Origin of the sequence: Streptomyces sp. NPDC101776, assembly GCF_044766845.1 — a bacterium.
Taxonomy (GTDB): Bacteria; Actinomycetota; Actinomycetes; order Streptomycetales; family Streptomycetaceae; genus Streptomyces.
Map to the genome: position 1 here is coordinate 1 of NZ_JBIWMV010000014.1, position 20,040 is coordinate 20,040.

Annotated in this window: 21 protein-coding genes and 1 pseudogene; 16 read left to right on the forward strand and 6 right to left on the reverse strand. The window is 69.7% G+C overall.

Features of this window, described 5'->3' with window-relative positions; all coding sequences use genetic code 11:
* The first annotated feature begins 95 nt into the window (after nucleotides 1–95).
* From ACIRRY_RS33605 to ACIRRY_RS33635, 7 genes are all read left to right on the forward strand, one after another.
* Nucleotides 96–1,034 (forward strand): NADP-dependent oxidoreductase, encoded by a 939-nt coding sequence (locus ACIRRY_RS33605; protein WP_403980247.1) that lies wholly within the window; start codon nucleotides 96–98, stop codon nucleotides 1,032–1,034.
* A gap of 26 nt (nucleotides 1,035–1,060) precedes the next feature.
* Nucleotides 1,061–1,741, forward strand: coding sequence for an SDR family NAD(P)-dependent oxidoreductase (locus ACIRRY_RS33610; RefSeq protein WP_403980250.1), 681 nt, complete (start codon nucleotides 1,061–1,063; stop codon nucleotides 1,739–1,741).
* Nucleotides 1,742–1,823: 82 nt separating this feature from the next.
* A complete protein-coding gene (locus ACIRRY_RS33615) occupies nucleotides 1,824–2,195 on the forward strand; it encodes a DoxX family protein (protein ID WP_403980252.1) in 372 nt (123 codons plus the stop codon).
* Nucleotides 2,196–2,281: 86 nt separating this feature from the next.
* On the forward strand, nucleotides 2,282–2,920 hold the full coding sequence (locus ACIRRY_RS33620; protein WP_403980255.1) for an NAD(P)-dependent oxidoreductase: 639 nt from the start codon (nucleotides 2,282–2,284) through the stop codon (nucleotides 2,918–2,920).
* 14 nt (nucleotides 2,921–2,934) lie between these two features.
* Nucleotides 2,935–3,975 carry an LLM class flavin-dependent oxidoreductase gene (locus ACIRRY_RS33625; RefSeq protein WP_403980257.1) on the forward strand — a complete coding sequence of 347 codons (1,041 nt, stop codon included), beginning with the start codon at nucleotides 2,935–2,937 and terminating at the stop codon, nucleotides 3,973–3,975.
* 326 nt (nucleotides 3,976–4,301) lie between these two features.
* Nucleotides 4,302–5,198 carry a hypothetical protein gene (locus ACIRRY_RS33630; RefSeq protein ID WP_403980259.1) on the forward strand — a complete coding sequence of 299 codons (897 nt, stop codon included), beginning with the start codon at nucleotides 4,302–4,304 and terminating at the stop codon, nucleotides 5,196–5,198.
* Nucleotides 5,195–5,629, forward strand: coding sequence for a nuclear transport factor 2 family protein (locus ACIRRY_RS33635; protein WP_403980261.1), 435 nt, complete (start codon nucleotides 5,195–5,197; stop codon nucleotides 5,627–5,629). Before ACIRRY_RS33630 ends, ACIRRY_RS33635 begins: the two co-directional genes overlap by 4 nt.
* On the opposite strand, the gene ACIRRY_RS33640 is transcribed toward ACIRRY_RS33635, so the two are convergent.
* Together ACIRRY_RS33640 and ACIRRY_RS33645 are read right to left on the reverse strand one after the other, a co-directional pair.
* Nucleotides 5,630–6,079 carry a hypothetical protein gene (locus ACIRRY_RS33640; RefSeq protein WP_403980861.1) on the reverse strand — a complete coding sequence of 150 codons (450 nt, stop codon included), beginning with the start codon at nucleotides 6,077–6,079 and terminating at the stop codon, nucleotides 5,630–5,632.
* A 66-nt stretch (nucleotides 6,080–6,145) separates the two neighbouring features.
* Nucleotides 6,146–7,003, reverse strand: coding sequence for a helix-turn-helix domain-containing protein (locus ACIRRY_RS33645; protein ID WP_403980264.1), 858 nt, complete (start codon nucleotides 7,001–7,003; stop codon nucleotides 6,146–6,148).
* A gap of 100 nt (nucleotides 7,004–7,103) precedes the next feature.
* Here ACIRRY_RS33645 and ACIRRY_RS33650 point away from each other — a divergent pair, with 100 nt between their 5' ends.
* Nucleotides 7,104–7,694: a YceI family protein gene (locus tag ACIRRY_RS33650; RefSeq protein WP_403980267.1), complete on the forward strand. Its 591-nt coding sequence runs from the start codon at nucleotides 7,104–7,106 to the stop codon at nucleotides 7,692–7,694.
* 122 nt (nucleotides 7,695–7,816) lie between these two features.
* Entirely contained in the window at nucleotides 7,817–8,287 is a 471-nt protein-coding gene (locus ACIRRY_RS33655; protein ID WP_403980270.1) for a cupin domain-containing protein, read from the forward strand.
* Between the two features lie 371 nt (nucleotides 8,288–8,658).
* Here the strand turns inward: ACIRRY_RS33655 and ACIRRY_RS33660 are convergent, their stop codons facing one another.
* Both ACIRRY_RS33660 and ACIRRY_RS33665 read right to left on the reverse strand, forming a co-directional pair.
* Entirely contained in the window at nucleotides 8,659–9,612 is a 954-nt protein-coding gene (locus ACIRRY_RS33660; protein WP_403980273.1) for an alpha/beta hydrolase, read from the reverse strand.
* A gap of 438 nt (nucleotides 9,613–10,050) precedes the next feature.
* Entirely contained in the window at nucleotides 10,051–10,725 is a 675-nt protein-coding gene (locus ACIRRY_RS33665) for an SDR family NAD(P)-dependent oxidoreductase (RefSeq protein ID WP_403980277.1), read from the reverse strand.
* 145 nt (nucleotides 10,726–10,870) lie between these two features.
* Here ACIRRY_RS33665 and ACIRRY_RS33670 point away from each other — a divergent pair, with 145 nt between their 5' ends.
* Both ACIRRY_RS33670 and ACIRRY_RS33675 read left to right on the forward strand, forming a co-directional pair.
* The gene (locus ACIRRY_RS33670) at nucleotides 10,871–11,575 is read left to right on the forward strand and encodes a TetR/AcrR family transcriptional regulator (RefSeq protein WP_403980280.1); all 705 of its coding nucleotides are present in this window, start codon (nucleotides 10,871–10,873) and stop codon (nucleotides 11,573–11,575) included.
* A gap of 513 nt (nucleotides 11,576–12,088) precedes the next feature.
* Complete coding sequence (locus tag ACIRRY_RS33675; protein ID WP_403980283.1) at nucleotides 12,089–12,976, forward strand: LysR family transcriptional regulator; 888 nt, start codon at nucleotides 12,089–12,091, stop codon at nucleotides 12,974–12,976.
* On the opposite strand, the gene ACIRRY_RS33680 is transcribed toward ACIRRY_RS33675, so the two are convergent.
* Nucleotides 12,913–13,665 carry an SDR family NAD(P)-dependent oxidoreductase gene (locus ACIRRY_RS33680; protein ID WP_403980285.1) on the reverse strand — a complete coding sequence of 251 codons (753 nt, stop codon included), beginning with the start codon at nucleotides 13,663–13,665 and terminating at the stop codon, nucleotides 12,913–12,915. The genes ACIRRY_RS33675 and ACIRRY_RS33680 overlap by 64 nt on opposite strands.
* 606 nt (nucleotides 13,666–14,271) lie before the next feature.
* Complete coding sequence (locus tag ACIRRY_RS33685) at nucleotides 14,272–15,699, reverse strand: MFS transporter (protein WP_403980287.1); 1,428 nt, start codon at nucleotides 15,697–15,699, stop codon at nucleotides 14,272–14,274.
* 108 nt (nucleotides 15,700–15,807) lie between these two features.
* On the opposite strand from ACIRRY_RS33685, the pseudogene ACIRRY_RS33690 reads away from it, so the two are divergent.
* The 5 genes and pseudogenes from ACIRRY_RS33690 to sbnA form a co-directional block, all read left to right on the forward strand.
* Nucleotides 15,808–16,041 (forward strand): annotated as a pseudogene (locus ACIRRY_RS33690) (transposase family protein); the annotation flags it as partial.
* A gap of 155 nt (nucleotides 16,042–16,196) precedes the next feature.
* Nucleotides 16,197–16,637 carry a transposase gene (locus tag ACIRRY_RS33695; RefSeq protein WP_403980895.1) on the forward strand — a complete coding sequence of 147 codons (441 nt, stop codon included), beginning with the start codon at nucleotides 16,197–16,199 and terminating at the stop codon, nucleotides 16,635–16,637.
* Nucleotides 16,638–17,368: 731 nt separating this feature from the next.
* A complete protein-coding gene (locus tag ACIRRY_RS33700; protein ID WP_403980863.1) occupies nucleotides 17,369–17,620 on the forward strand; it encodes an NAD(P)-dependent oxidoreductase in 252 nt (83 codons plus the stop codon).
* A complete protein-coding gene (locus ACIRRY_RS33705) occupies nucleotides 17,581–19,017 on the forward strand; it encodes a M20/M25/M40 family metallo-hydrolase (protein ID WP_403980290.1) in 1,437 nt (478 codons plus the stop codon). The genes ACIRRY_RS33700 and ACIRRY_RS33705 overlap by 40 nt, the downstream gene beginning before the upstream one ends.
* Nucleotides 19,014–19,994 carry a 2,3-diaminopropionate biosynthesis protein SbnA gene (sbnA, locus tag ACIRRY_RS33710; RefSeq protein WP_403980292.1) on the forward strand — a complete coding sequence of 327 codons (981 nt, stop codon included), beginning with the start codon at nucleotides 19,014–19,016 and terminating at the stop codon, nucleotides 19,992–19,994. The genes ACIRRY_RS33705 and sbnA overlap by 4 nt, the downstream gene beginning before the upstream one ends.
* Nucleotides 19,995–20,040 lie beyond the last annotated feature (46 nt).

Genomic DNA, 20,040 nt, shown 5'->3' on the forward strand with positions numbered 1-20,040 from the left:
CCCACTGGTTCAACAATGGGAGCCGTGTGAGTCGCGAGGTTCACGCACGGTTCTGAGAGCGGCGGTGGGTGAGATTCCCGCCGCCGACTCACCTCATGCGCGCTGTCACACTCGAATCCGTTCCCTCGGCCCCGGCCGTGACCGAGGTGGACACTCCTCGCCCGGAGGCCGGGGAACTGCTGGTCAAGGTGGCCGCCGCCTCGTTGAACGGCATCGACCTCGCCACCGCCGCCGGCTTCACGCAGGCGTTTATGGAGCACCGGTTCCCGCTGGTCCTCGGCCAGGACTTCGCGGGCACCGTCGAGGAGCTCGGCGAGGGCGTGGAGGGCTTCACGGTCGGCGACGCGGTCTTCGGTGTCGTGACGAAGCCGTACCTGGGCGCCGGGGCGCTGGCGCAGTACGTCACCGTGGCCGCCGGACACGGAGTCGCCCGCATCCCCGCGGGCGTGACGTCGGGGGACGCGGGCGCGCTCGGCGTGGCCGGTGTCACTGCCGTGGTGAGCCTGGACGCGGTGGCCCTGGGCGAGGGCGACACGCTGCTGATCTCCGGTGCCTCCGGCGGGGTGGGTGCGCTTGCGGTGCAGCTCGCCGCCGCCCGTGGCGCGAGGGTGATCGCCACCGCACGCCCCGGCGCGCAGACCGACTTCGTCACCGGCCTGACCGACGCGGAGATCCACGTGGTCGACTTCACCGGTGACCTGGAGGGGCAGGTCCGCGCGATCGCCCCGGAGGGTGTGGACGCGTTGCTGCACCTGGCGGGCGACGGCGCGGCGCTGGCCGCTCTGCTGCGGCCAGGCGGACAGCTCGCGTCCGCCACCGGGCTGACCCAGGACGACGTCAAGGGGCAGGACGTCACCGTCCACACGATCATGGCCAACCCCGACGTCCGGATCCTGACCTCCCTGGCCGAGCAGGTCGCCTCTGGCGCACTGCGTGTGCCGGTCACCGCCACCTACCCGCTGGAGCAGGCCACGGAGGCGTTCGCCGCCTTCGGAGCCAGTACCCCGGGCAAGATCGCCGTCTCCTGCTCCTGACCCACGCCGACGGAAGAGGAACGACCATGCCCACCATTGCCATCGTCGGCGCCGGCCCCGGTATGGGCCTGGCCATCGCCCGCACCTTCGGCAGCCGCGGCTTCGACGTCGCCCTGATCTCCCGTACCAAGGAGAAGCTCCAGACGCTGGTCGGCCGGCTCGGCCAGGAAGGCATCACCGCCGAGGCGTTCACCGCCGACGTCCTGGACCGGCCCTCCCTGACCGCCGCCCTGGACGCCGTCAAGGCCCGTTTCGGCGGCATCGACGTACTGGAGTACTCGCCGGCCGCGCACTCCCCGGTGCCCGGCCTCACCCTGGTCGCCCCCTCGGAGGCCACCGTGGACGATCTGCAGCCGCAGATCGAGTACGTCTTCTACGGCGCCGTCGCCGCCGCCCGCGCGGTGCTCCCCGCGATGCGCGAGGCCGGCGCCGGCACCCTGCTGTTCACCAGCGGCGGCGGTTCGGTGGACCCGATCCCCATGCTCGGCAACGTCAACGCCGCCGGCGCGGCCCTGCGCAACTGGGTCATCAACCTGGGCAAGGAGCTGGCCGGCAGCGGCGTGCACGTCGCGCATGTGGCGATCAACGTCTGGATCGGCGACGGCGGCCCGGAGGGCTTCCCGACGGCCTCGGCCGAGGAGATCGCCCCCCTGTACTGGGACCTGCACGAAAACCGCGACCGCTCCGAGGCCGTCTTCAAGGCCTGACCGGCCGGCCCACTCCACCCCGCTCCCGGCAGGTGGCACCCGCTCCCTCCCATCTCGTCCCCTTCTCCCAAGGAATCCGTACGTGAACGTCTTCTTGTGGATAGTCCAGGCCGTGCTGGCCGCCATGTTCGCCATGGCCGGCGTCATGAAGTCCATCCAGCCCAAGGAGAAGCTGGTCGGCCAGTTGCCCTGGACGGCCGACTTCTCGCAGGGCACCGTCCGCTTCATCGGCATCGTCGAGTTCGCGGCGGCTCTTGGACTGATCCTGCCCGGTGCCACCGACATCGCCCCCGTGCTGACCCCGCTGGCCGCGAGCGGCCTGGTCGTGGTGATGGTGCTGGCCGCGATCACCCACGCCCGCCGCAAGGAACCGAGCGCGATCGCCTTCAATGCCGTCCTGCTGATCCTGGCCGCCCTGGTGGCCTGGGGACGCTTCGGCCCGTACAGCTTCTGACCCGTGTCTGACCCCGATGTCTGACCGCCGTGTCTGACTGCCGTGTCTGACTGCCCCGTCCGACCGCCACCGCGAGGAACCCCCTGATGCGTGTCACCGTCTTCGGCGCGAGCGGCGCCATCGGCCGCCTGGTTGTTCAGAAACTGCTGGACGACGGCCACCAGGTCACCGCCCTGGTCCGCAATCCCGCCAAGCTCACTCTCACCCACGCCCACTTCAGGGTCGTCACCGGGCAGTTGTCCGACCGTGCTGCCGTCGAGCAGGCCGTCAGCGGCGCCGACGCGGTGATCAGCGCGCTCGGCCCCTCCCTGAAGCGTTCTACGACCGGCACCCAGGTGACCGACGGAACCCGCACCATCGCGCAGGTCATGGAGGCGCGGAAGATCACCCGTTTCGTCGGCCTGGCCACGCCTTCACTGGCCGACCCGCAGGACAAGCCGCACTGGAAGCACAAGGTGCTGCCCGTCGCGGCCGGGCTGATGTTCCCCAACGCGCTGGCCGAACTGAGGGGCATGACCGAGGCCGTCACCGGTTCGGGCCTCGATTACACCATCGCCCGCATCACCAACCCCACCGACAAGTCCGCCACCGGCCGCATCCGCTCCGGGTTTCTCGGCCACGACAAGGTCGGCTCCGCCATGAGCCGCGCCGACATCGCCGCGTTCCTCGTCTCCCAGCTCACCGACACCCGCTACCGGCGGGCCATGCCCGCCATCAGCAACTGAGGCCGAGAACAGATATGCCTTTCGAAATCGGCGTCTACTCCTTCGGCAACACCCCGCGTCTGCCCGACGGCAGCCGAGGCCCCACCGCCCAGGCGCTCCGCGACGTGCTGGAGGCCATCAAGCTCGCCGACGAGGTGGGACTCGACTTCTTCGGGGTCGGCGAGCACCACATGCGGGTGATGCCGCTGTCCTCGCCCACCTCCGTCGTCAACGCCGCCGCGGCCGTCACTCACCGGATCAAGCTCGGCACCGCGGTCACCGTCCTGTCGACCGACGACCCGATCCGGGTCTTCCAGCAGCTCGCGACCGCCGGGTCCCTCGCTCCCGGACGCGTCGAACTGGTCGCCGGACGCGGATCGTCGACGATCACGTTCCCGCTGTTCGACCGCGACGAGCACGACTACGACATGCTGTACGCCTCCAAACTCGACCTGCTGATGGCGGTCAACGCCGGCGAGAACGTCACCTGGCACGGCCCGCACCGCAAGCGGCCGCTGTGGGACGCCACCGTCTTCCCCCGCCCCGAGGAGCCGCTGAAGATCTGGCTGGGCACCGGCGGCAGCCCCCACTCGGTGGGCCGAGCCGTTGCGTTGGGGCTGCCGATGTTCCTCGGCGTCCTCGGCGGCACCCCCGAGCACTGGGCGCGCTACGGGCACGCCTACCGCGCCGCCTGGGCCCAGGCCGGCCACCCCGCCGAGCAGGCCGACATCGCGGTCGCCGTGCACGGGTTCGTAGCCGAGTCCGACACCCAGGCCCGGTCCACGTACCTGGAGTACGAGCACCGCATGATGGCCGAGGGAATGGCCGAACTGGGCCGCCCCGCCCCCTCACGCGCCGACCGCGCCGCCAACTACGGCCCCGACGGCATGGTCTTCGTCGGCGGCCCCGACGAGATCGCCGACCGCGTCCTCCACCTGCACGGGCTGCTCGGCCACACCCGCCAGATCCTGCAGATGGACGTCGGCGGCATGCCGCAGCGCGACTTCCTGCGCGGCATCGAACTCCTCGGCACGAAAGTGCTCCCCCAACTCCGCGCCGAACTGGCCAAACCATGAGCCGGAGCCGTCCCCGACGCGGTGTCCACCTGCCGTCTCCCGATCTCCGTCATACGACGGCTCGGCGGCCCCGGTCAGTGGGTGAGGCGCCTGCGGGCCTGCGGTGCGCCCATGGCCTACGGCCGTCGAGCCGTTGAACCGTCGAACTCCTCGCAACCCAAGGCGCCCTCGCCGTCCGCGGGGAACCCGCCCCGACACCCGAAGAGACCGCGGCGTGCAGACCGTCACCGCCGGCTTCCGCACTCGTGCCCCTCCAACTCTCCTCACGACCGGCGCAGTTGATGCCCGCCCACAGTGATCCCCCCACCATGAAGGAGCAGACCGGAATGACCACGACCACCGATCCGTCCTACGTCGACCCGGCACTGATCAACCCCCGCGCGGTACGTCTCGTCGAGGCGTTCAAGGACGCCCTGGCCCGCCTCCGCGACGAGGAAGGACTGACCTTCGAGGACCTCAACGCCGTCACCGACGCATTGCAGCAGATGCAGAAGGCCACCGGCGTCCCCCTGTCGCTGGCCGCCATGCCCCTGTACGGCGAGCTCTTCCAGGGCGGCCGGGACGGCTACACCCCCTCCGAGGACGTCAAGAGCCCCACCGTCATCCCCGGCTCCCCGCGTGTCGACAACCCCGGCACCCTGCCGATGCGGGCGGACGAGCCCGGTATCCCGCTGGTCGTGTCCGGCCGCGTCGTGGACGGCCACGGTCAGCCGCTCGCGGGCGCCAAGCTGGAGATCTACCACGCGGCCAACAACGGCAACTACTCCGGTCTGTGGGACGACGGAGTGCCCAAGTACAACCTGCGCGGGCACCTGTTCACCGATGCCGACGGCCGCTACACCTTCACCACCATCACCCCCGTCGCCTACGCCGATGCCGCCACCATGGCGGTCGACAGGGTGGTCGAGGCCGCCGCGACCCTCGGCCGCAGCCTCTACCGTCCGGCCCACATCCACTACGAGGTCCACCACCCTGAGCTGGTCACCCCCTGGTTCGGCGAGATCTACTTCAAGGGCGACCCCGTCATCCCGGTCGACTTCGTCGGCTCGAAGATCGCCCACCCCGCCCTGCAGGCGGACACCACCCTGCACGAGGACCCCGAGGACCCCGAGGACATGGCCGGACACGGGTTCCAGGGCCCCTACCGGAGCATGGAGTTCGACTTCGTCCTCAAGACCCGCACCAGCCCGGCCACCATCACCCCGAAAGAGCGGAAGGCGTGACTCCCGAAGAGGCCGCGGCCTGGTCACTGGCTCGGCTGAACACGGCCTTCTTCCACCACTACGACCGTCGCGAGTACGACGAGCTGCTCGAACTGTTCGCCCCCGACGCCCTGTACGAGGTCCGTGGACTCAAGCTGCGCGGTCATGTCGAGATCCGAGAGGTGCTCGACGCTCGTTCCGGTCCTGAGGTGACGGTCCGGCACCTCGTCACCAACCAGCACTTCCACACCATCGCGGACGGGACCGCCCAGGCCACCGTCTCCCTGCTCGCCTACGGCGGCCCCACCCCCGTCGACGAGGGTCCCGCCCTCTATCCGGCCGCGAACGCCGGACACATCGTCGAACTGAACGACCACTACCGGCTCGACAACGGGCACTGGAAGATCGCCCACCGAGTGGTCGACACGATCCTCGCCCCAGCCTCCGACTGATCACCCCCGCGGTGTCGTCGTGTCTCGTCGGCGGGAACGGCCATGGCGGTTCCCGCCGACGGGCATCCTCCCGTTGGGACGAAGAGCCGCGGCCACCGGCGGCGGATCACCACCGGACACGGGACGCGTCACGCGCTCAGAGCCTTCGCAGGACATCGCGCGGAGTCCGGCCGAGCTGCCAGTGCGGCCGGCTCCTTCTCGACCGGTAGCGGACCGACGTCGAGTTCGCCTTCCCGTCGGCTCCTCTGCTGCGGGGCGAACATCTTTGCCGACCACGTCGGGGCGATCGGCAACCCAGCTCAGCAGCATCCCGAGGGCCTCGGCCGTCGGTGAACCGGGCCGCGGCAGGTAGCTGAGCAGTGAGCGATCGGGACGTGCGGGCACGGTCGGCGTGTGGTGGTCGAACTCGGGCGTGCCGACGACCGGGTGCACGATACGGATGACGCCCAGCCGCTATGCCGGGCGCTGTCGGCAGGCCGCGGCCGGCGGCGACCGTAGGCAGCGGGACCGCCCGGGTCAGCCGCTCACCGCTCGCAGCGCCCCTGGCCTGCGGCCGTTGAGACGGTCGAGCGCGGTGGCCGTGGCTTGGTCGGCCGGCAGGTGCACCACCAGGCGCTGGCCCTCGTCCGGGAGCGCGAGTGTCTCGTACGACAGGCGCAGCCGGCCCGCCTCGGGGTGTTCGACGAGTTGGGTCCCGAACCGTGAGGGCATGGCGGGTATGGCCGCGAAACGGTCGCTGAACGGGGCTCCCGCCGTCCTCGTCAGCTCCTGGGCCAGGGCGGCCACGTGGGGGTCGTGCGGCGGCGCCTCGTTGCGGAGATGGGCGACCTGCTCGTCGGCCAGCCTGTCCCATCCGGGGAACACATCACGAGCCCGGCCATCGGTGAACAGGTAGCGCACCATGTTCGGTGGCTCGCCGTCGAGCAGGCCGAGCGGGCGGGCATACCGCTCGTAGCCCTGGGTGCGGGCCACGATGTCCCCCACCCAGTTGAGCACGACGGCGGGGGCGGGTTCCAACTGATCGAGGAGCGCCCGGAGGGTGGCGCGCACCGTGCGCAGCGGCGGTGCGGAGTCCGACTGACAGAGCTCTTTGCCCGCGCTGTGTTCCTTGGCCAGTCGGGTGAACAGGAGGCGGTCCGCCACCGACAGGCGCAGGACGTCGCCGAGGGAGCTGAGGACCTTGGGCGAGGGGTTGCGGTCACGGCCCTGTTCGAGCCGGGTGAGGTATTCGACGCTGATGCCGGCGAGGGTGGCGAGCTCGGCACGGCGCAGCCCCGGCGTGCGGCGGCGAAGGCCCGCGGGCAGGCCCACCTCCGCGGGGGTCACGGCCTCGCGGCGGGTGCGCAGGAAGGTACCCAGCTCGTTGTCCATCACCTGTCGAACGTACAACGTGTGCTGTCGCGGAGGGTGGCCGTGCCACTACCACTCTTCGCCCGGACTCCCTGTCTCACCACGGGGCCCGCACGATGGGGCCATGAGCAATGACACCTCCCCCAACATCGCTGCCACGTCCACCACCGCGTCCGACACCGTGCTGCCGCTCACGCCCGGCGACTGGGAGCTCGACCCTCACCATTCATCGGTCGGCTTCACCGTCCGCCACCTCGGGATCACCAAGGTGCGCGGCCGGTTCACCGAGTTCACGGCCGGGCTGTACGTCGGTGAGACCCTCGACGCCGTGCGGGTGACCTCCGAGATCGCCCTGGCCTCCGTCGACACCGGGAACGCCGACCGCGACGCGCACACCCGCTCGGCCGAGCTGCTGGACGTGGAGAAGCGTCCGACGATGACGTTCCGCTCGACGCGGATCTCCGGGGAGGGCGAGGACTGGACGTTGGCGGGGGACCTGACCATCGGGGACATCACCCGCCCGGTCACGCTCGCCGTCGAGTTCGGCGGGGTGGTGGACTCCCCTCTGGATCAGAGGAAGCACTCCGGCTTCGAGGCGTCGGGCGAGATCCGGCGCGACGACTTCGGGTTGGACTTCTTCCCCGGACTCCTCGGTCAGGTCGTCAAGATCAACCTGGACATGCAGTTCGTCGGACCGCAGACCCAGGACGCCTGACCGAGCGATGAGCGGCGCGTCGCGGGGCGTTTCTGCGGACGCGACGATCGACGCACCAGCCACCTTTCGACTTCGACGAGGGGCCGACGACCTGCGGCCTCGCGTCGTGAGGAGGACCTCACATGAGCAGTGCCCTCGTGCGGAATCCAGGCGACGGCAACAACTTCCGCTACTACGACAACGAGATCGAGCAGGTGGTGACGAGCGCCGAGACGGGCGGACTGATCACGGTGTCGCGTGCCGTCGTGCGCCCCGGTCAGGCGCCGCCCCTGCACACCCACGCCCGAGAGGACGAGAGCTGGATCATCCTGTCCGGCCGCGTCCGGTTCTGGACCGGATCGACCTCGCTCGACGAGTGCGACGTGCACGAGGCCGAGCCCGGCGCCTTCGTCTTCGGTCCCCGATCGGTCCCCCACACCTACCAGGCCATCACCTCGACCGCGGAACTCCTCTGCGTCATCAACCCCGGAGCCATCGAAGGCTTCTTCCATGAGGCCGGGGCCGCCGACACTCGCAGCGACACCGCGCACAGCCTCCTGGAGGAGTACGGCTTCGTGATCCACGACAACCCACCCCCCGCCGCCCAGGCATAGTGATCACGAGTGTCGTTGACATTCGCCGGGCTTGATCATGGCGAGGACGTCCGGTGGGGTAGAGCTGGACGTACTGCACCGCGCGGAGGTCTGCGTGTGCCGAGGTGACGTCCGGCTGATCGTTCACGGCAGGCTGCCGCCGGTCGATCATGTCCCCGCGGGTCGTCCGTCGCGCAGGCCGAGCCGAGATGAGCATCTCCCCATCAGCGGCGTACCGGCGGTCCGCCGCTGATGTGCGGAGCCCAGCGCTGTGGCGCGGTGGGGCCGCCGGACCGCGGAACTCTCCTCGGCGGGCGCCGGCCGACCCTGCGGGCAAGACCGACTCAGTCGTCACCGTCGCCGATGCCGTCTCCATCCCGGCAGGGTGTTCGTCAACTGCCTTGTGTGCCCAGGCCTCGGCGCAGCGCGGCGAGCATGTCGGCGAGTACGCGTCTGCCTACCGCGGACTCCGGGGTGAGGCCTCCGTGCAGGACTCCTGGGTAGAGGGCGAGTTCGGTGGGGACGTCGGCGTGTGCGAGGCGCTGGGCGTAGTCGATGTCCTCGTCGCGGAACGGGTCGTACTGGCAGGCGGAGATGAACGCGGGAGGCAGTGCGGACAGGTCCTGGGCGCGGGCGGGTGCGGCGTAGGGGGAGACGTCGGTGGCGGCCCGGCGTCCCTCACCGAGGTAGCAGTCCCAACTGGCCTGTGTTGCACGGCTGTTCCACAGCGGTACGTCGTCGTAGGTGCGCATCGACGGTGTCTGGAGGCGGTCGTCGAGTTCGGGGACGCCCAGGTACTGGAAGCACAGCGGGGGCCCGCCGCGGTCGCGGGCGAGGAGAGTCACCGCGGCGGCGAGGCCGCCTCCCGCGCTCTCCCCGGCGATGCCGAGGCGGTCGGGGTCGATGCCCAGTTCGCTCGCCGACTTCGCGGTCCACGCCAGTGCGGCGTAGCAGTCCTCCAGCCCGGCGGGGAAGGGGTGTTCGGGGGCGAGCCGGTAACCGACGGAGACCACGACCGTGCCGACCTCCGCGGCGATGCGGGTGGCGGTGGCGTCGAACTGCTCGACGCTGCCCATGATGAACCCACCGCCGTGGAGGAACAGCAGACCGGGCAGCAGGCCGTCACGCTCGGCGGGCGCGTAGACCCGGACCATCACGTCGGGTGCGCCGTCGGGCCCGGGAACGGAAGCGTCGTGGATGCCGATGGGGATGTCCGGCTCGTAGACCGGCAGGCCGCCCCGGACCGCTGCCTCACCCATGGCGCGCAGCTCATGGACGTCGGCGAACGGTCCGTTGGGGAACAGGTCGAGCCAGGGTGTGATCTCGGGGTCGTACGCGTAGGTCATGAAGCCTCCTTGGCGAGGTCGGGCGAGGATCCGGTGGCGCTGTGACGGGCGATCTCGTGGGACCCGGTGTCGCGGTACTGGCGGTCGTTGAGTGCGCCGACGCGGCGGGGCCAGCTGTCGGACGGTGACCAGGGTCTTCACCTGTCGAGGTCGGAGCGCCTCACGCGATCGATGGAACCCGGACCAGCCCCAGCGCGATGGACGCGAGGACGGGCGGCACAGCGTGGACGGAGATGTCCTCGGGCGGTGCAGCCCGAGGACGTCGGTGCGCTTGATGACGCCGATCAGCACACCAGCGGAGGCATACACCCCCACCGCAGGCGTCGGGAGGCGTGAACGCGGTGGGAACTCTCTTTCGGACCGCGCCGCCGCAGCGTGAAGCGCGATGGCGCGATCCGGCTCCGAGGAAGAAGGGGAGGGCGGAGCCCCGGTGTGGTCTCAGAGGCTGAAGACGAGTTCGGCCTGGTCGCGCCTGGTGGTGTGCAGGTCCCAGTAGACGGGGGAGATCTCCTCGGGCTGGGCGGTCGGGAAGCCGGGGACGGCCGGCGTGCCGATCGACACGTCGATGCCGATGTGGGCGGCCTGGACGCCGGTGCCGTCCAGCTCCTTGTGGAGGTTGATCGCCCAGTTGCGCAGAGCTGCGGCGGCCGCGTTGACGTTGCCGACCTGCGGCACGGGATCGATGGAGCCCGCGCCGGTGGTGTAGAGCAGCGTGCCCGCGCCGGCCTCCCGCATCGCCGGCAGCACCGCCTTGGTGGCGGCGATGGCACCGTAGAGCTGGAACTCGATCTCGTGCTGCACGTGGGCCGGCTCTGCCTCGGCGGGGGTGACCATCGTTGTGGTCAGGGCCGCGACCGGGGAGTACTCCAGGACGTCGATGCCGCCAAACTTCGCGGCGGCGTCCTCGAGGGCCTGGGTGAGGGAGTCGCGGTCGAGGACGTCGGCGGGGAAGGCGGCGGCGGTGATGCCCTCGGCGGTGAGCTTGCCGACGAGACCGTCGAGGTTCTCGCGGTTGCGGGAGATCAGGGCGACGTCCAGGCCCTGGGCGCCGAAGGTCCGGGCGATGGCAAGGCCCAACTGGGGGCCGGCTCCGATGATGGCGATGCTGGTCACAGCGATCCTTTCAAAAAGCTGGTCGAAGGAAGCAAATATTTGGAGAGGCCTATCCGTATCTCGATCCGGATAGGCCTTACCGGTTCGCTGGTGCCACCGTACCACCAAAAATGGATAGGGCAATCCGATTGCTAGACTCCCTGGTATGACCCCTGCCACCCAGCATCCCGACGGCCCCGCCGCCCAGCCCCTGCGCAGCGACGCCGAGCGCAATCGGGAGCGGATCGCCGCCGCCGCCCGCAAGGTGTTCGCGCGTGACGGTCTGGGTGCCTCGATGGCCTCCGTGGCCCGCGAGGCGGGGGTGGGGATCGCCACCATGTTCCGCCGCTTCCCCACGAAGGAGGAGCTGGTCGACGCCGTCTTCATCGACCGCATGGACGCCTACGCCGACGCGGTCGCCGTCGCGCTGGACGACCCCGACCCCTGGAACGGGTTCGTCGGCTACATCGAGACCGCCTGCGCGATGCAGGCCGCCGACAGCGGCTTCGCGGACGTCCTGATCACGACCTTCCCCACCGCCAAGGCCCTGGAGCGGCGCCGCAACGAGGCCTACGGGGACATGGTGGAGCTCATCAGCCGCGCCAAGGCGACGGGCAGGCTGCGCGAGGACTTCGACTCCTCGGACCTGGTGTTGCTGCATATGGCCAACGCCGGTGTCGTCAACGCGACCGGCGACGCCGCCCCCGACGCCTGGCGCCGCGTTGTCGCTCTGCTGGTCCAGTCTTTCGAGACCCCGGCCCGTGGCCCTCTGCCTGCCTCGCCCGAGCACGACGCCCTGTACCGGGCCATGCTCCGCGCTGGTCCGGCTGCTGCAGCGCCGGAGACGGAGCCGGATGCGGGTGACAACTGACTCGGGGCTGGAGCCGTCTTGTGATGCTCGATCCCGCGCCGCGTTCGCCGTGATCTGCGCTTGAGCGGCGTTTCCTCATTCCGTGTGAGCCTGGTGGGTGCTGTTGCTGCGGGCGTCATCCGGGCTCTCCTCGCGCGGCGTGCGGCTTCCAGGGTGTCGGCCGACCGCTCTGTGTCCCTGCGTCGTATCGGTGACAGGAAGATATGGATAAGGCGTTCCGATTGGAGTAGCGTCAGGCGGAGCGGCGAGCCCACTTGTTTGTTTGCCACTGACTCCGTCCGCCGTCGGCGGGGCATCGGGCTCCTGACGTGCCGCGCGCTGGTCGATCTCACGTCGGACCAGTGCGCACTGCCCTGCTGACCGCATCGGCAGGTATGACGAGGGGGCCTGGTTCTCTTCCTGCGGATGGAACGCCGCGGCCAATGCTGAGGGTCCTGATGCCGGACCGGACCGGGGAAGCTGATGCGGCTCTCGGCGAACTTCTCCTCGGGCAACTGATGGGTGACTGTGGGCATGGAACGACCGGAAACACGCGAGCTCGAATACTTCGTCGCGGTCGCCGAGGAACTGCACTTCGGGCGGGCCGCGGAACGCCTCGGTATCACGCAGCCACCGTTGTCCAGGGCGATCGGCAGGCTGGAACGCCGGATGGGCGTTCAACTGTTCACGCGCAACAGCCGGCGGGTCGTTCTCACGTCGGCCGGTGCGGATTTCCTGGTCGAAAGCCGGAAAGCGCTGACTGCGCTGGACATCGCCGTGTCGCGCGTCCGGCACAACGTCCGCCCGCACCGGCTGGTGGTGGCCGCGCGGCAGGGCACCGGGTCCGGGCTGCTGGCCAAGGTGGTGCGCGCCTATCGCCGACGGCCGGGTGCGGCCGAGGTCGAGGTCCTGTTCACCCGGGACCAGGTCGGCCTGGTCCGCAACGGTGCGGCGGACATCGCGTTGATGTGCGGCCACGTCCCTCTTGGCGGACTGGAATTCTCCGAGCTCGCCGAGGTGCAGACAGTCGCGTTGTTGCCGCTGGACCATTCCCTCGCGATGAAACCGACTGTTTCGGTCGCCGATGTCGTGCAGGACGAGCTTTTCCGGCCGCTGTGGCCGGAGCAGGCGCCGGAGATCGTGCTCGACGAGATCATCGAGAAGGTCGCGATAGGTGAACTGATCGTGACGGTGGGGGCGAGCGCGACCGACCGGATCGGATCCGCCGTCGTGGCTGTTCCCGTCGTCGATGCGCCACCGACACGGGTGGTGCTGACCTGGAGGCAGGGCATCCCGGCCGGGACGCGTGACGCGTTCGTGCGTACGGCCGAGGGTGTGGCGGCCGGGATGTGGGCTCCTCAGCCGAAAACGCCCAGCTGGGTGGCGCCGCCGTCGACGACCAACTCGAAGCCAGTGATGTAGCTGCTCTCGGCCGATGCCAGGAACAGGATCGCCTCGGCCTGTTCCTCCGGCCGCCCCCACCGCCCCAGCGGGACCTGCGACGCGAGGTTCGTCATGAAATCGCGCCTGATGTCGTCATCGACTCCGCTTCCGATGCCGGGGGTGTCCGTGGTGCCCGGTGCCAGCGTGTTGACCCGGATGTTCCGCCCCTTGAGTTCCTGTGCCCATCCCCGGGCGAACGAGCGGATCGCGGCCTTCGACGCGCCGTAGACGCTGAACCCCGGCGCCGCCGTGCTTCCCGACACCGAGCCGACCAGCACGATCGACGCGCCGTCGTTGAGCAGCGGGAGAGCCTTCTGGACGGTCTTGAGCGTGCCCTTGACGTTGACGGTGAAGGTCTTGTCGAAGTGCTCGTCGGTGACGTCTTCGAGCCTGGCGACTCCGGCGGTCCCGACGTTCGCGACCAGCACGTCGATCCGACGGCCGTCGCCCCGGACGGTTTCGTACAGCCGGTCGAGGTCCGCGGGGTTCGACGCGTCGCCCTGGACGGCGATCGCGCCCACCTTCGCCGCGGCGGCTTCCAGCTCCTGCTGCTTGCGGCCGGTCACATAGACCACCGCGCCCTCTTCGACGAACCGCTGCGCCGTGGCGAGCCCGATACCCGAACTGCCGCCGGTGATGACCGCGACCTTCTTGCTGAGCCTCTTCATGACGTGAGTCCAACACCGCTGACCTGCCAGAACAATGACGGTCTCGGCATCACAGCGGTACCCGGCCGGTATCGGTCATGCGTGGTCGTGCCTGCCGCTCCCCGGGGCCATGGACCTCCGCGGTCCGTCAGCCGATCATGCCCGGGCGAGGACATCACAGACCGGGGAGCCAGTTCTGTCACAGCGGTACGGATCCCTGAGGTGTCCACACCCGAGGAGCGCGACTTGCGGCAGCGGGAGCTGGGGACGAGGGCAGTGCCCGCGCCCTGAGCGGGCGCGAAGAGATTCCCCGGCACGGTCGAGCCTTCGTGGGCCGGTCCGGGCCGAGGCCGTCAAGGTGAGGAAGCCGAGGGGCCAGGCGGCCAGGGCCTTTGGTCGCTCGACGAAGACGCGTCGGCTGGTGGCGTTCTGGGCGAGGAGGAGCGCGATCGTCGTCGAAGGTCCGGACGACCCCGCCGAGTTCCACGGCCGATGTCATGCCCCGACGGTACGGAGGCGGGGGCGCCCGGCGGCAGAATCAACTGTCAGGTCTTCGGCGGGACACATGTCATACGGGTAACTGCCGTACGGATTGGTGGAGTCAGCGCCTCCGGTCGATCCGACGAGTCACCGTTCCCGGTCGGCCCCGGGCATCCACAGCAGGACGAGGACCACGCCGCCGAGCAGGATCAGCCCACTCGTGCGGAACGCGGCCGCGTACCCGTTCGTGAGGGCCGCCGCACCCGGCGCTCCGGCCGTGCGCGCCGCCGCGACCGTCGACAGGATCGACAGGCCGAGCGCGCCGCCCATCGTGCGCGACGTGTTGATAAGGCCGGACACCAGACCCACGTCACCGGGCGCAGCGCCCGACGTCGCCAGGGACGAGAGAGGCGTCGAGGCCAGGCCCGCACCGAGCATCATCAGCATGCCCGGCAGCAGGATCGACGTGACATACGAGCCGTCCGGGGTCATCGTCGACTGCCAGCCGACCCCGGCCGCGGCCACCAGGAGCCCGACGACCGTGACGTTCTTCGCCCCGATCAGCGGCATCAGGCGCGGCGCCAGCTTCGAGCCGACGACCCCCGTCAACGACGACGGTACGAGGGCGAGTCCGGCCTGGACCGGCGAGTAGCCGAGCACGTTCTGCGCGTACACCGTCATGAAGAACCACATGGCGAACATGGCCGCGCCGGAGATCATCATCGTCGCGTTCGCCGCCGCCACCGACCGCACCCGGAAGAGCCCTAGCGGCATCAGCGGAGCCTTGGTCCGCGCCTCGACCAGGAGGAACGCCACGATGAGCAGCACCCCTGTGCCGAGCGGCACGAGCGTCGCGGGCGCCGTCCACCCTTCGACCTCGGTCTGCACGATCCCGTACGCGAGTGTGGCGAGGCCCGCCGTGACAAGCAGCGCGCCCGGCAGATCGAGCCGCCGCCGCTCGTCGCCCCGGCTCTCGGTCAGCCAGCGGACGCCCGCCGCGAGGACGAGCACACCGACGGGCACGTTGATGAGCAGCACCCAGCGCCATGAAAACAGATCGGTGAGCACTCCGCCGACCGCGCCGCCGACCGCACCGCCGCCTGCACCGACCGCCGTCCAGGTCCCGATGACCCGTACCCGGGCGGCCCCTTCGGACACGGCCGAGGTGAGCAGGGTGAGCGTGGACGGGGCGAGCACGGCCGCGCCGAGGCCCTGGACGGCCCGGGCGGCGAGCAGTTGCCAGCTCTCCTGGGCGAGTCCGCCCCCGAGGGAAGCGGCCGTGAACAGGGAGAGCCCGACGAGGAACATCCGCTTGCGCCCGAACAGATCCCCGGCCCGGCCGCCGAGCAGCATGAACCCGGCGAACGCGATCGAGTACGCGTTGACCACCCACTGCAGCCCGATCGCGCTGAGCCCCAGGTCGGCCCGCATCGACGGCAGCGCGGTGTTGACCACCGACACATCGAGGACGACCAGGAACTGTCCCGCGCACACCGTGAGCACCACCGCCCAGGTCGGCACGGTCTTGCGGGACGAGCGTGCGGGTATGCGGGTGTCGGCAGGTGTCTGGGCCATGTCAACCATTCTCTCAGCCGGGCCTCGGCCCGCAGATCCGGGGTTCGATGGAGGGGCCGGCGGCCCAAAGGGTGTTGCGCAAGGCCGTGAGCTGAGCATCTCCGTTGTATGGCTGGGGTGTTGATGGCCGGGCGGATACGGGTGGAGACGTTCACCGGGCTGCCGATGGATCAGTTCGGCCGGCTGGTGAGGGCAGTCCGAGATCGTGGGGGCAACGGGACTTCGCACGGTCGGCCCTGGAGCCTTCCGCCGGCCGGGCGGATCCTGGTGGTGGCCGTCTGCTACCGCACGAACCTGACCATGCGACAACTCGGGCCGCTGTTCGGGATCTCCTCTCCGACCGGCACCGTGCCGCCACCGGACCCGCCCAGGCACCGTCGTCCTCCGCGTCCGGGCCCTCGCGCGCGATCGCTGTCGACGGCAAAGCACTCAAGGGATCAGCCCGTCCCGCCGCGACGCGCCGGCATCCGCTCTCCGCGGTCACTCACGGCACCGTCGTGCCCCTCGCCCGGGTGGCGGCCGGCGCGAGGACGAACGAAGCCACACGCTTCCGTCCGCTGCCGGCACCGCTGGACCTGACCGGTACCGCCGTCACCTTCGGCGCCCTGCACTCGTTCGAGGCGGATGTCTCCTGGCCGGCCGAGACCAAGAGGGCCCACCGCATCGCCGTGATCAAGACCCATCAGCTCACCGCCTACGCCCAACTCGCCGCCCTGCCCCGGCAGTCCATCGCGGTCCAGCGCACCGCGTCCGGGGCCGGACGCGGACGCCGCGAGTCCCGCTCGATCAAGATGCGCGGAATCGCCTTCCTGATGCCCGCCCGGCCCTCCGCGTCCACCGCCGTCACCGGCAGACCGGCGGGCGTGAGACCCGCGAGAGTGTCTACGCCGGCACCAGCCTCGACGCCCACCGGACCCGCCCGGCCGAGCCGGCCGTAACGATCGGTGGGCACGGGGGAGTGGAGAACCCCTCGCACCACATCAGGGAGGTCAGCCATCGGCGTGCTGAAAACCCTGGGAGCCGACAACGTTGCCAAGACCACTCGGGCGATCCGCGATAAAACCCGGCGAGCTCCCTATCCTGGACATAACCAACAATCCGCATGGCTACGGAAATTGGTTGAGTCCTGACGCAGGGTGCCCTTCCCGAAGATCGGTCCAGGCGCTAATCTTCTTTTTGGAAACGAACGAACACTCGGCTGTCGGAACCAGTCGACCGTTCTGAGCCGCTTTGCAGGGGGAGCTCCATGTCTTCACCGTTAGTGATGTTGAATAACGAACTTATCGATACTGCTGTTCGCGGCCCGAAGGTCGCATGTGACGTTCGCCAGGTTGAGGCCATGGCGACTCGGCCCTGTTCGTAGCGCTGCCTGATGCGGATGTTCCGCATCGCGCGCAGCGCTGCTTGAGCGTGCCCGAATTCACGTTGGGCCTCATTTCTTGCCTCCGCTACCGCCTCATGGTTGCGGAAGGCTCCTTTTAAGCCGGCGAGTGACGCAGAGGAATTTCGCATTCCTCGAACTGGCAGGTCGCGCCGTGAGTTTCCTCGTGTATTCCCCATACGCCGACACCGTCTACGAGGACCTCCGCTTCGGCGCACTTGACGGGCTCTTTGCGGCGAACAACGTCGTGCCTATGTATCTGTCGTAGACCACCGGTACCGCAGGTTCATCAGGGCCCAGGATCTGTCGCCGATGCGGCCCACTGCGCACCTGGTCAACACGGCACGTGCCGGCCTCGACGATGAGTCCGTGCTCGTCGAAGCACTTCGCACAGGCCAGGACGCCATCCGCAAGGTCCTCGCCGCACCGGCCCCCGTTCAGGTCCCGGCACACCCACCACCGCCTGAGCATTCGCCCCTGCCCCGCATGTTGGAGAAACCTTGTCTGCTCCCTGCTCGGCCGACACCGTGCGCTCCCTGATACCCAGAGCCCGCGACGACCTCGCGGAACTGGTCGCGCTGCGCACCGTCGTCGGCATCTCACCCCCGGACCAGTTCGATCGCGCGGCCGACCGGATTGCCACGATGCTCGAGGATGCCGGTTTCCCCGAGACCCGACTGCTCTCCACCGATGAGGGCCCCAAGACGGTGTACGCCCGCCGCCCCGGACCACCCGGTGCACCGTCCGTGGTGCTCTACGCGCACTACGACGTCGTCTCTGCGCAGGACGAAAGCTCTTGGCGTACACCCCCGTTCGAGCTGACCGAACGCGAGGGGCGTTGGTACGGCCGGGGGAGTGCGGACTGCAAAGGCAACATCGTCATGCACCTCACGGCGCTGCGCGCGCTCCAGGAAGCCCTGCCTCACGAGCCCTACCCGGACGTCGACCTGGCCGTCATCGTCGACGGCTGTGAGGAGCCCGGCGACGGCAGCCTCGAGAAAGTACTGCGAGCCCATCCGGACCTGCCGACGCCGGACGTGGTCGTCGTCGCCGACACCGGGAACGTCGAGTCCGGCATCCCCACCCTCACCACCTCCCTGCGAGGCATGGCAGTAGTGGAGATCGAGCTCTCCACGCTGTCCAAAACGCTGCACTCGGGCCAGTTCGGCGGCCCCGTGCCCGACGCCATGACCGCTCTGATCCGTCTCCTGGCCACGTTGCACGACAGTCGGGGGACACCCTGTGTGCCGGGGCCCGGCACCGGTGAGACGGCGCGACCCCGTGCCGCCGCCGAGTACTCCGAGACGGACCTGCGCGCCGATGCCGGCGTCCTGGACGGGGTCGCGCTCATCGGTACCGGCAGCATCGCCGACCGGCTGTGGAGCCGGTCCGCCATCACCGTGCTCGCCGTGCAGTCGCCGCAACTCGACGACGCCGTTCCCGCGTTGCTGCCCTCGGCGAAAGCGCTGGTCAGTGTGCGCACCCCGCCTGGTGCGGACGTGTCCCGAGTCCATGATGAACTGGCCGATCACCTGCGTCGGCAGGTGCCTTGGGGTGCGCACCTGGACATCCGGCGGGTCACGAGCGGCCCGTCCTTTCTCGCCGACTCCGGGGGACAGGCCCATGCCGAGATGCGCGACGCCCTGCACGACGCCTTCGGCGTACCGGTCCGCGACGTGGGGGCCGGTGGCTCCATCGCCGTCTGCTCCGTCTTCCGGACGCTCTATCCGGACACGGAGATCCTCCTGTGCGGCGTCGAGGACCCGCCCTCGCAGATCCACGGTACGGACGAGAGCGTGAGCCCGAGCGAGATCGCCTCGCTGGCTCATGCCGAAGTCCTCTTCCTGCGCCGCCTTGCCACCCTCCGGGCGAACCCGCGCAGATCAGGTGAAGACGCTCCCCGTCCGTCGTCGGCCGGCCTGCAGGAGGACCGATGATCTACCAGCACGCCTGCGAAATCGTCACCGACGAGGTCTTCCTCGAACTGGACGGCCTCCTGCCGGACCGTCACCTCTTCCTGAAGCTGGAAGGGATGAACCCGGCCGGGTCGGTAAAGCTCAAGTCCGCGCTGGGCATGGTGGAGGACGCCGAACGCAAGGGCGTGCTCCTGCCCGGCGGCCGGATCGTCGAGTCCTCCTCCGGCAGCCTCGGCATCGCCCTGTCCGTGATCGCCGCCTCGCGCGGATATGACTTCACCTGCGTGACCGACCCGAACATCTCCCCGCACAGTCTGGCCCTGATCCGCTCCCTGGGGACCGAGGTCCTCCAGGTCACGCAGAGGGACCACAACGGCGGCTATCTCGGCACCCGTATCGCCCGTATCCGTGAGATGACCGAGGCCGACCCGAACCTCGTGTGGCTCAACCAGTACGCCAACCCCGCCAACGCGCAGGCACATGCGCGGCGGACCGCCACCTCGATACTCAAGAACATCGGGCATGTCGACACCCTGCTGGTCGGCGCTGGAACCACCGGCACCCTCATGGGCTGCACGCGTCACTTCCGTATGTTCTCCCCCTGGACGAGGATCGTCGCGGTGGACACCGCCGGATCGGTCACCTTCGGCGGTCCGCCCGGCCCACGCCACATCCCCGGCCTCGGCACCAGCCGCCGTCCCGAACTGTGCCGGCCCGAGCAGGTGGACGAGGTGGTCCTCGTCGACGAGCGCGACGCCGTACGCATGTGCCGACGCATGGCCCGTGAACACGGATTGCCGCTCGGCGGCTCCACCGGATCGGTGCTCGCCGCCCTGGAATCGATTGCCGACACGGTCCCCACCGGCTCGCGCGTGGTGGCGCTCTCCCCGGACATGGGCGACCGCTACGTCAAGACGATCTACGACGACATGTGGGTGGCCGACACCTTCGGCGCGGGTGTCCTCGACGACTCCGCCGGACGTCCCGTCGCCGTGTGACCCGATGCCTGGGTCCCCGCCAGGCCAGACCCGCACCCCTGCTGAG

What these genes read in the sequence shown, in the direction of transcription:
- ACIRRY_RS33605 (WP_403980247.1), top strand. Translation starts at nt 96, where the DNA reads ATGCGCGCTGTCACACTCGAATCCGTTCCCTCGGCCCCGGCCGTGACC.
- ACIRRY_RS33610 (WP_403980250.1), top strand. Translation starts at nt 1,061, where the DNA reads ATGCCCACCATTGCCATCGTCGGCGCCGGCCCCGGTATGGGCCTGGCC.
- ACIRRY_RS33620 (WP_403980255.1), top strand. Translation starts at nt 2,282, where the DNA reads ATGCGTGTCACCGTCTTCGGCGCGAGCGGCGCCATCGGCCGCCTGGTT.
- ACIRRY_RS33625 (WP_403980257.1), top strand. Translation starts at nt 2,935, where the DNA reads ATGCCTTTCGAAATCGGCGTCTACTCCTTCGGCAACACCCCGCGTCTG.
- ACIRRY_RS33630 (WP_403980259.1), top strand. Translation starts at nt 4,302, where the DNA reads ATGACCACGACCACCGATCCGTCCTACGTCGACCCGGCACTGATCAAC.
- ACIRRY_RS33650 (WP_403980267.1), top strand. Translation starts at nt 7,104, where the DNA reads ATGAGCAATGACACCTCCCCCAACATCGCTGCCACGTCCACCACCGCG.
- ACIRRY_RS33655 (WP_403980270.1), top strand. Translation starts at nt 7,817, where the DNA reads ATGAGCAGTGCCCTCGTGCGGAATCCAGGCGACGGCAACAACTTCCGC.
- ACIRRY_RS33660 (WP_403980273.1), bottom strand. Translation starts at nt 9,612, where the DNA reads ATGACCTACGCGTACGACCCCGAGATCACACCCTGGCTCGACCTGTTC.
- ACIRRY_RS33670 (WP_403980280.1), top strand. Translation starts at nt 10,871, where the DNA reads ATGACCCCTGCCACCCAGCATCCCGACGGCCCCGCCGCCCAGCCCCTG.
- ACIRRY_RS33675 (WP_403980283.1), top strand. Translation starts at nt 12,089, where the DNA reads ATGGAACGACCGGAAACACGCGAGCTCGAATACTTCGTCGCGGTCGCC.
- ACIRRY_RS33680 (WP_403980285.1), bottom strand. Translation starts at nt 13,665, where the DNA reads ATGAAGAGGCTCAGCAAGAAGGTCGCGGTCATCACCGGCGGCAGTTCG.
- ACIRRY_RS33685 (WP_403980287.1), bottom strand. Translation starts at nt 15,699, where the DNA reads ATGGCCCAGACACCTGCCGACACCCGCATACCCGCACGCTCGTCCCGC.
- sbnA (WP_403980292.1), top strand. Translation starts at nt 19,014, where the DNA reads ATGATCTACCAGCACGCCTGCGAAATCGTCACCGACGAGGTCTTCCTC.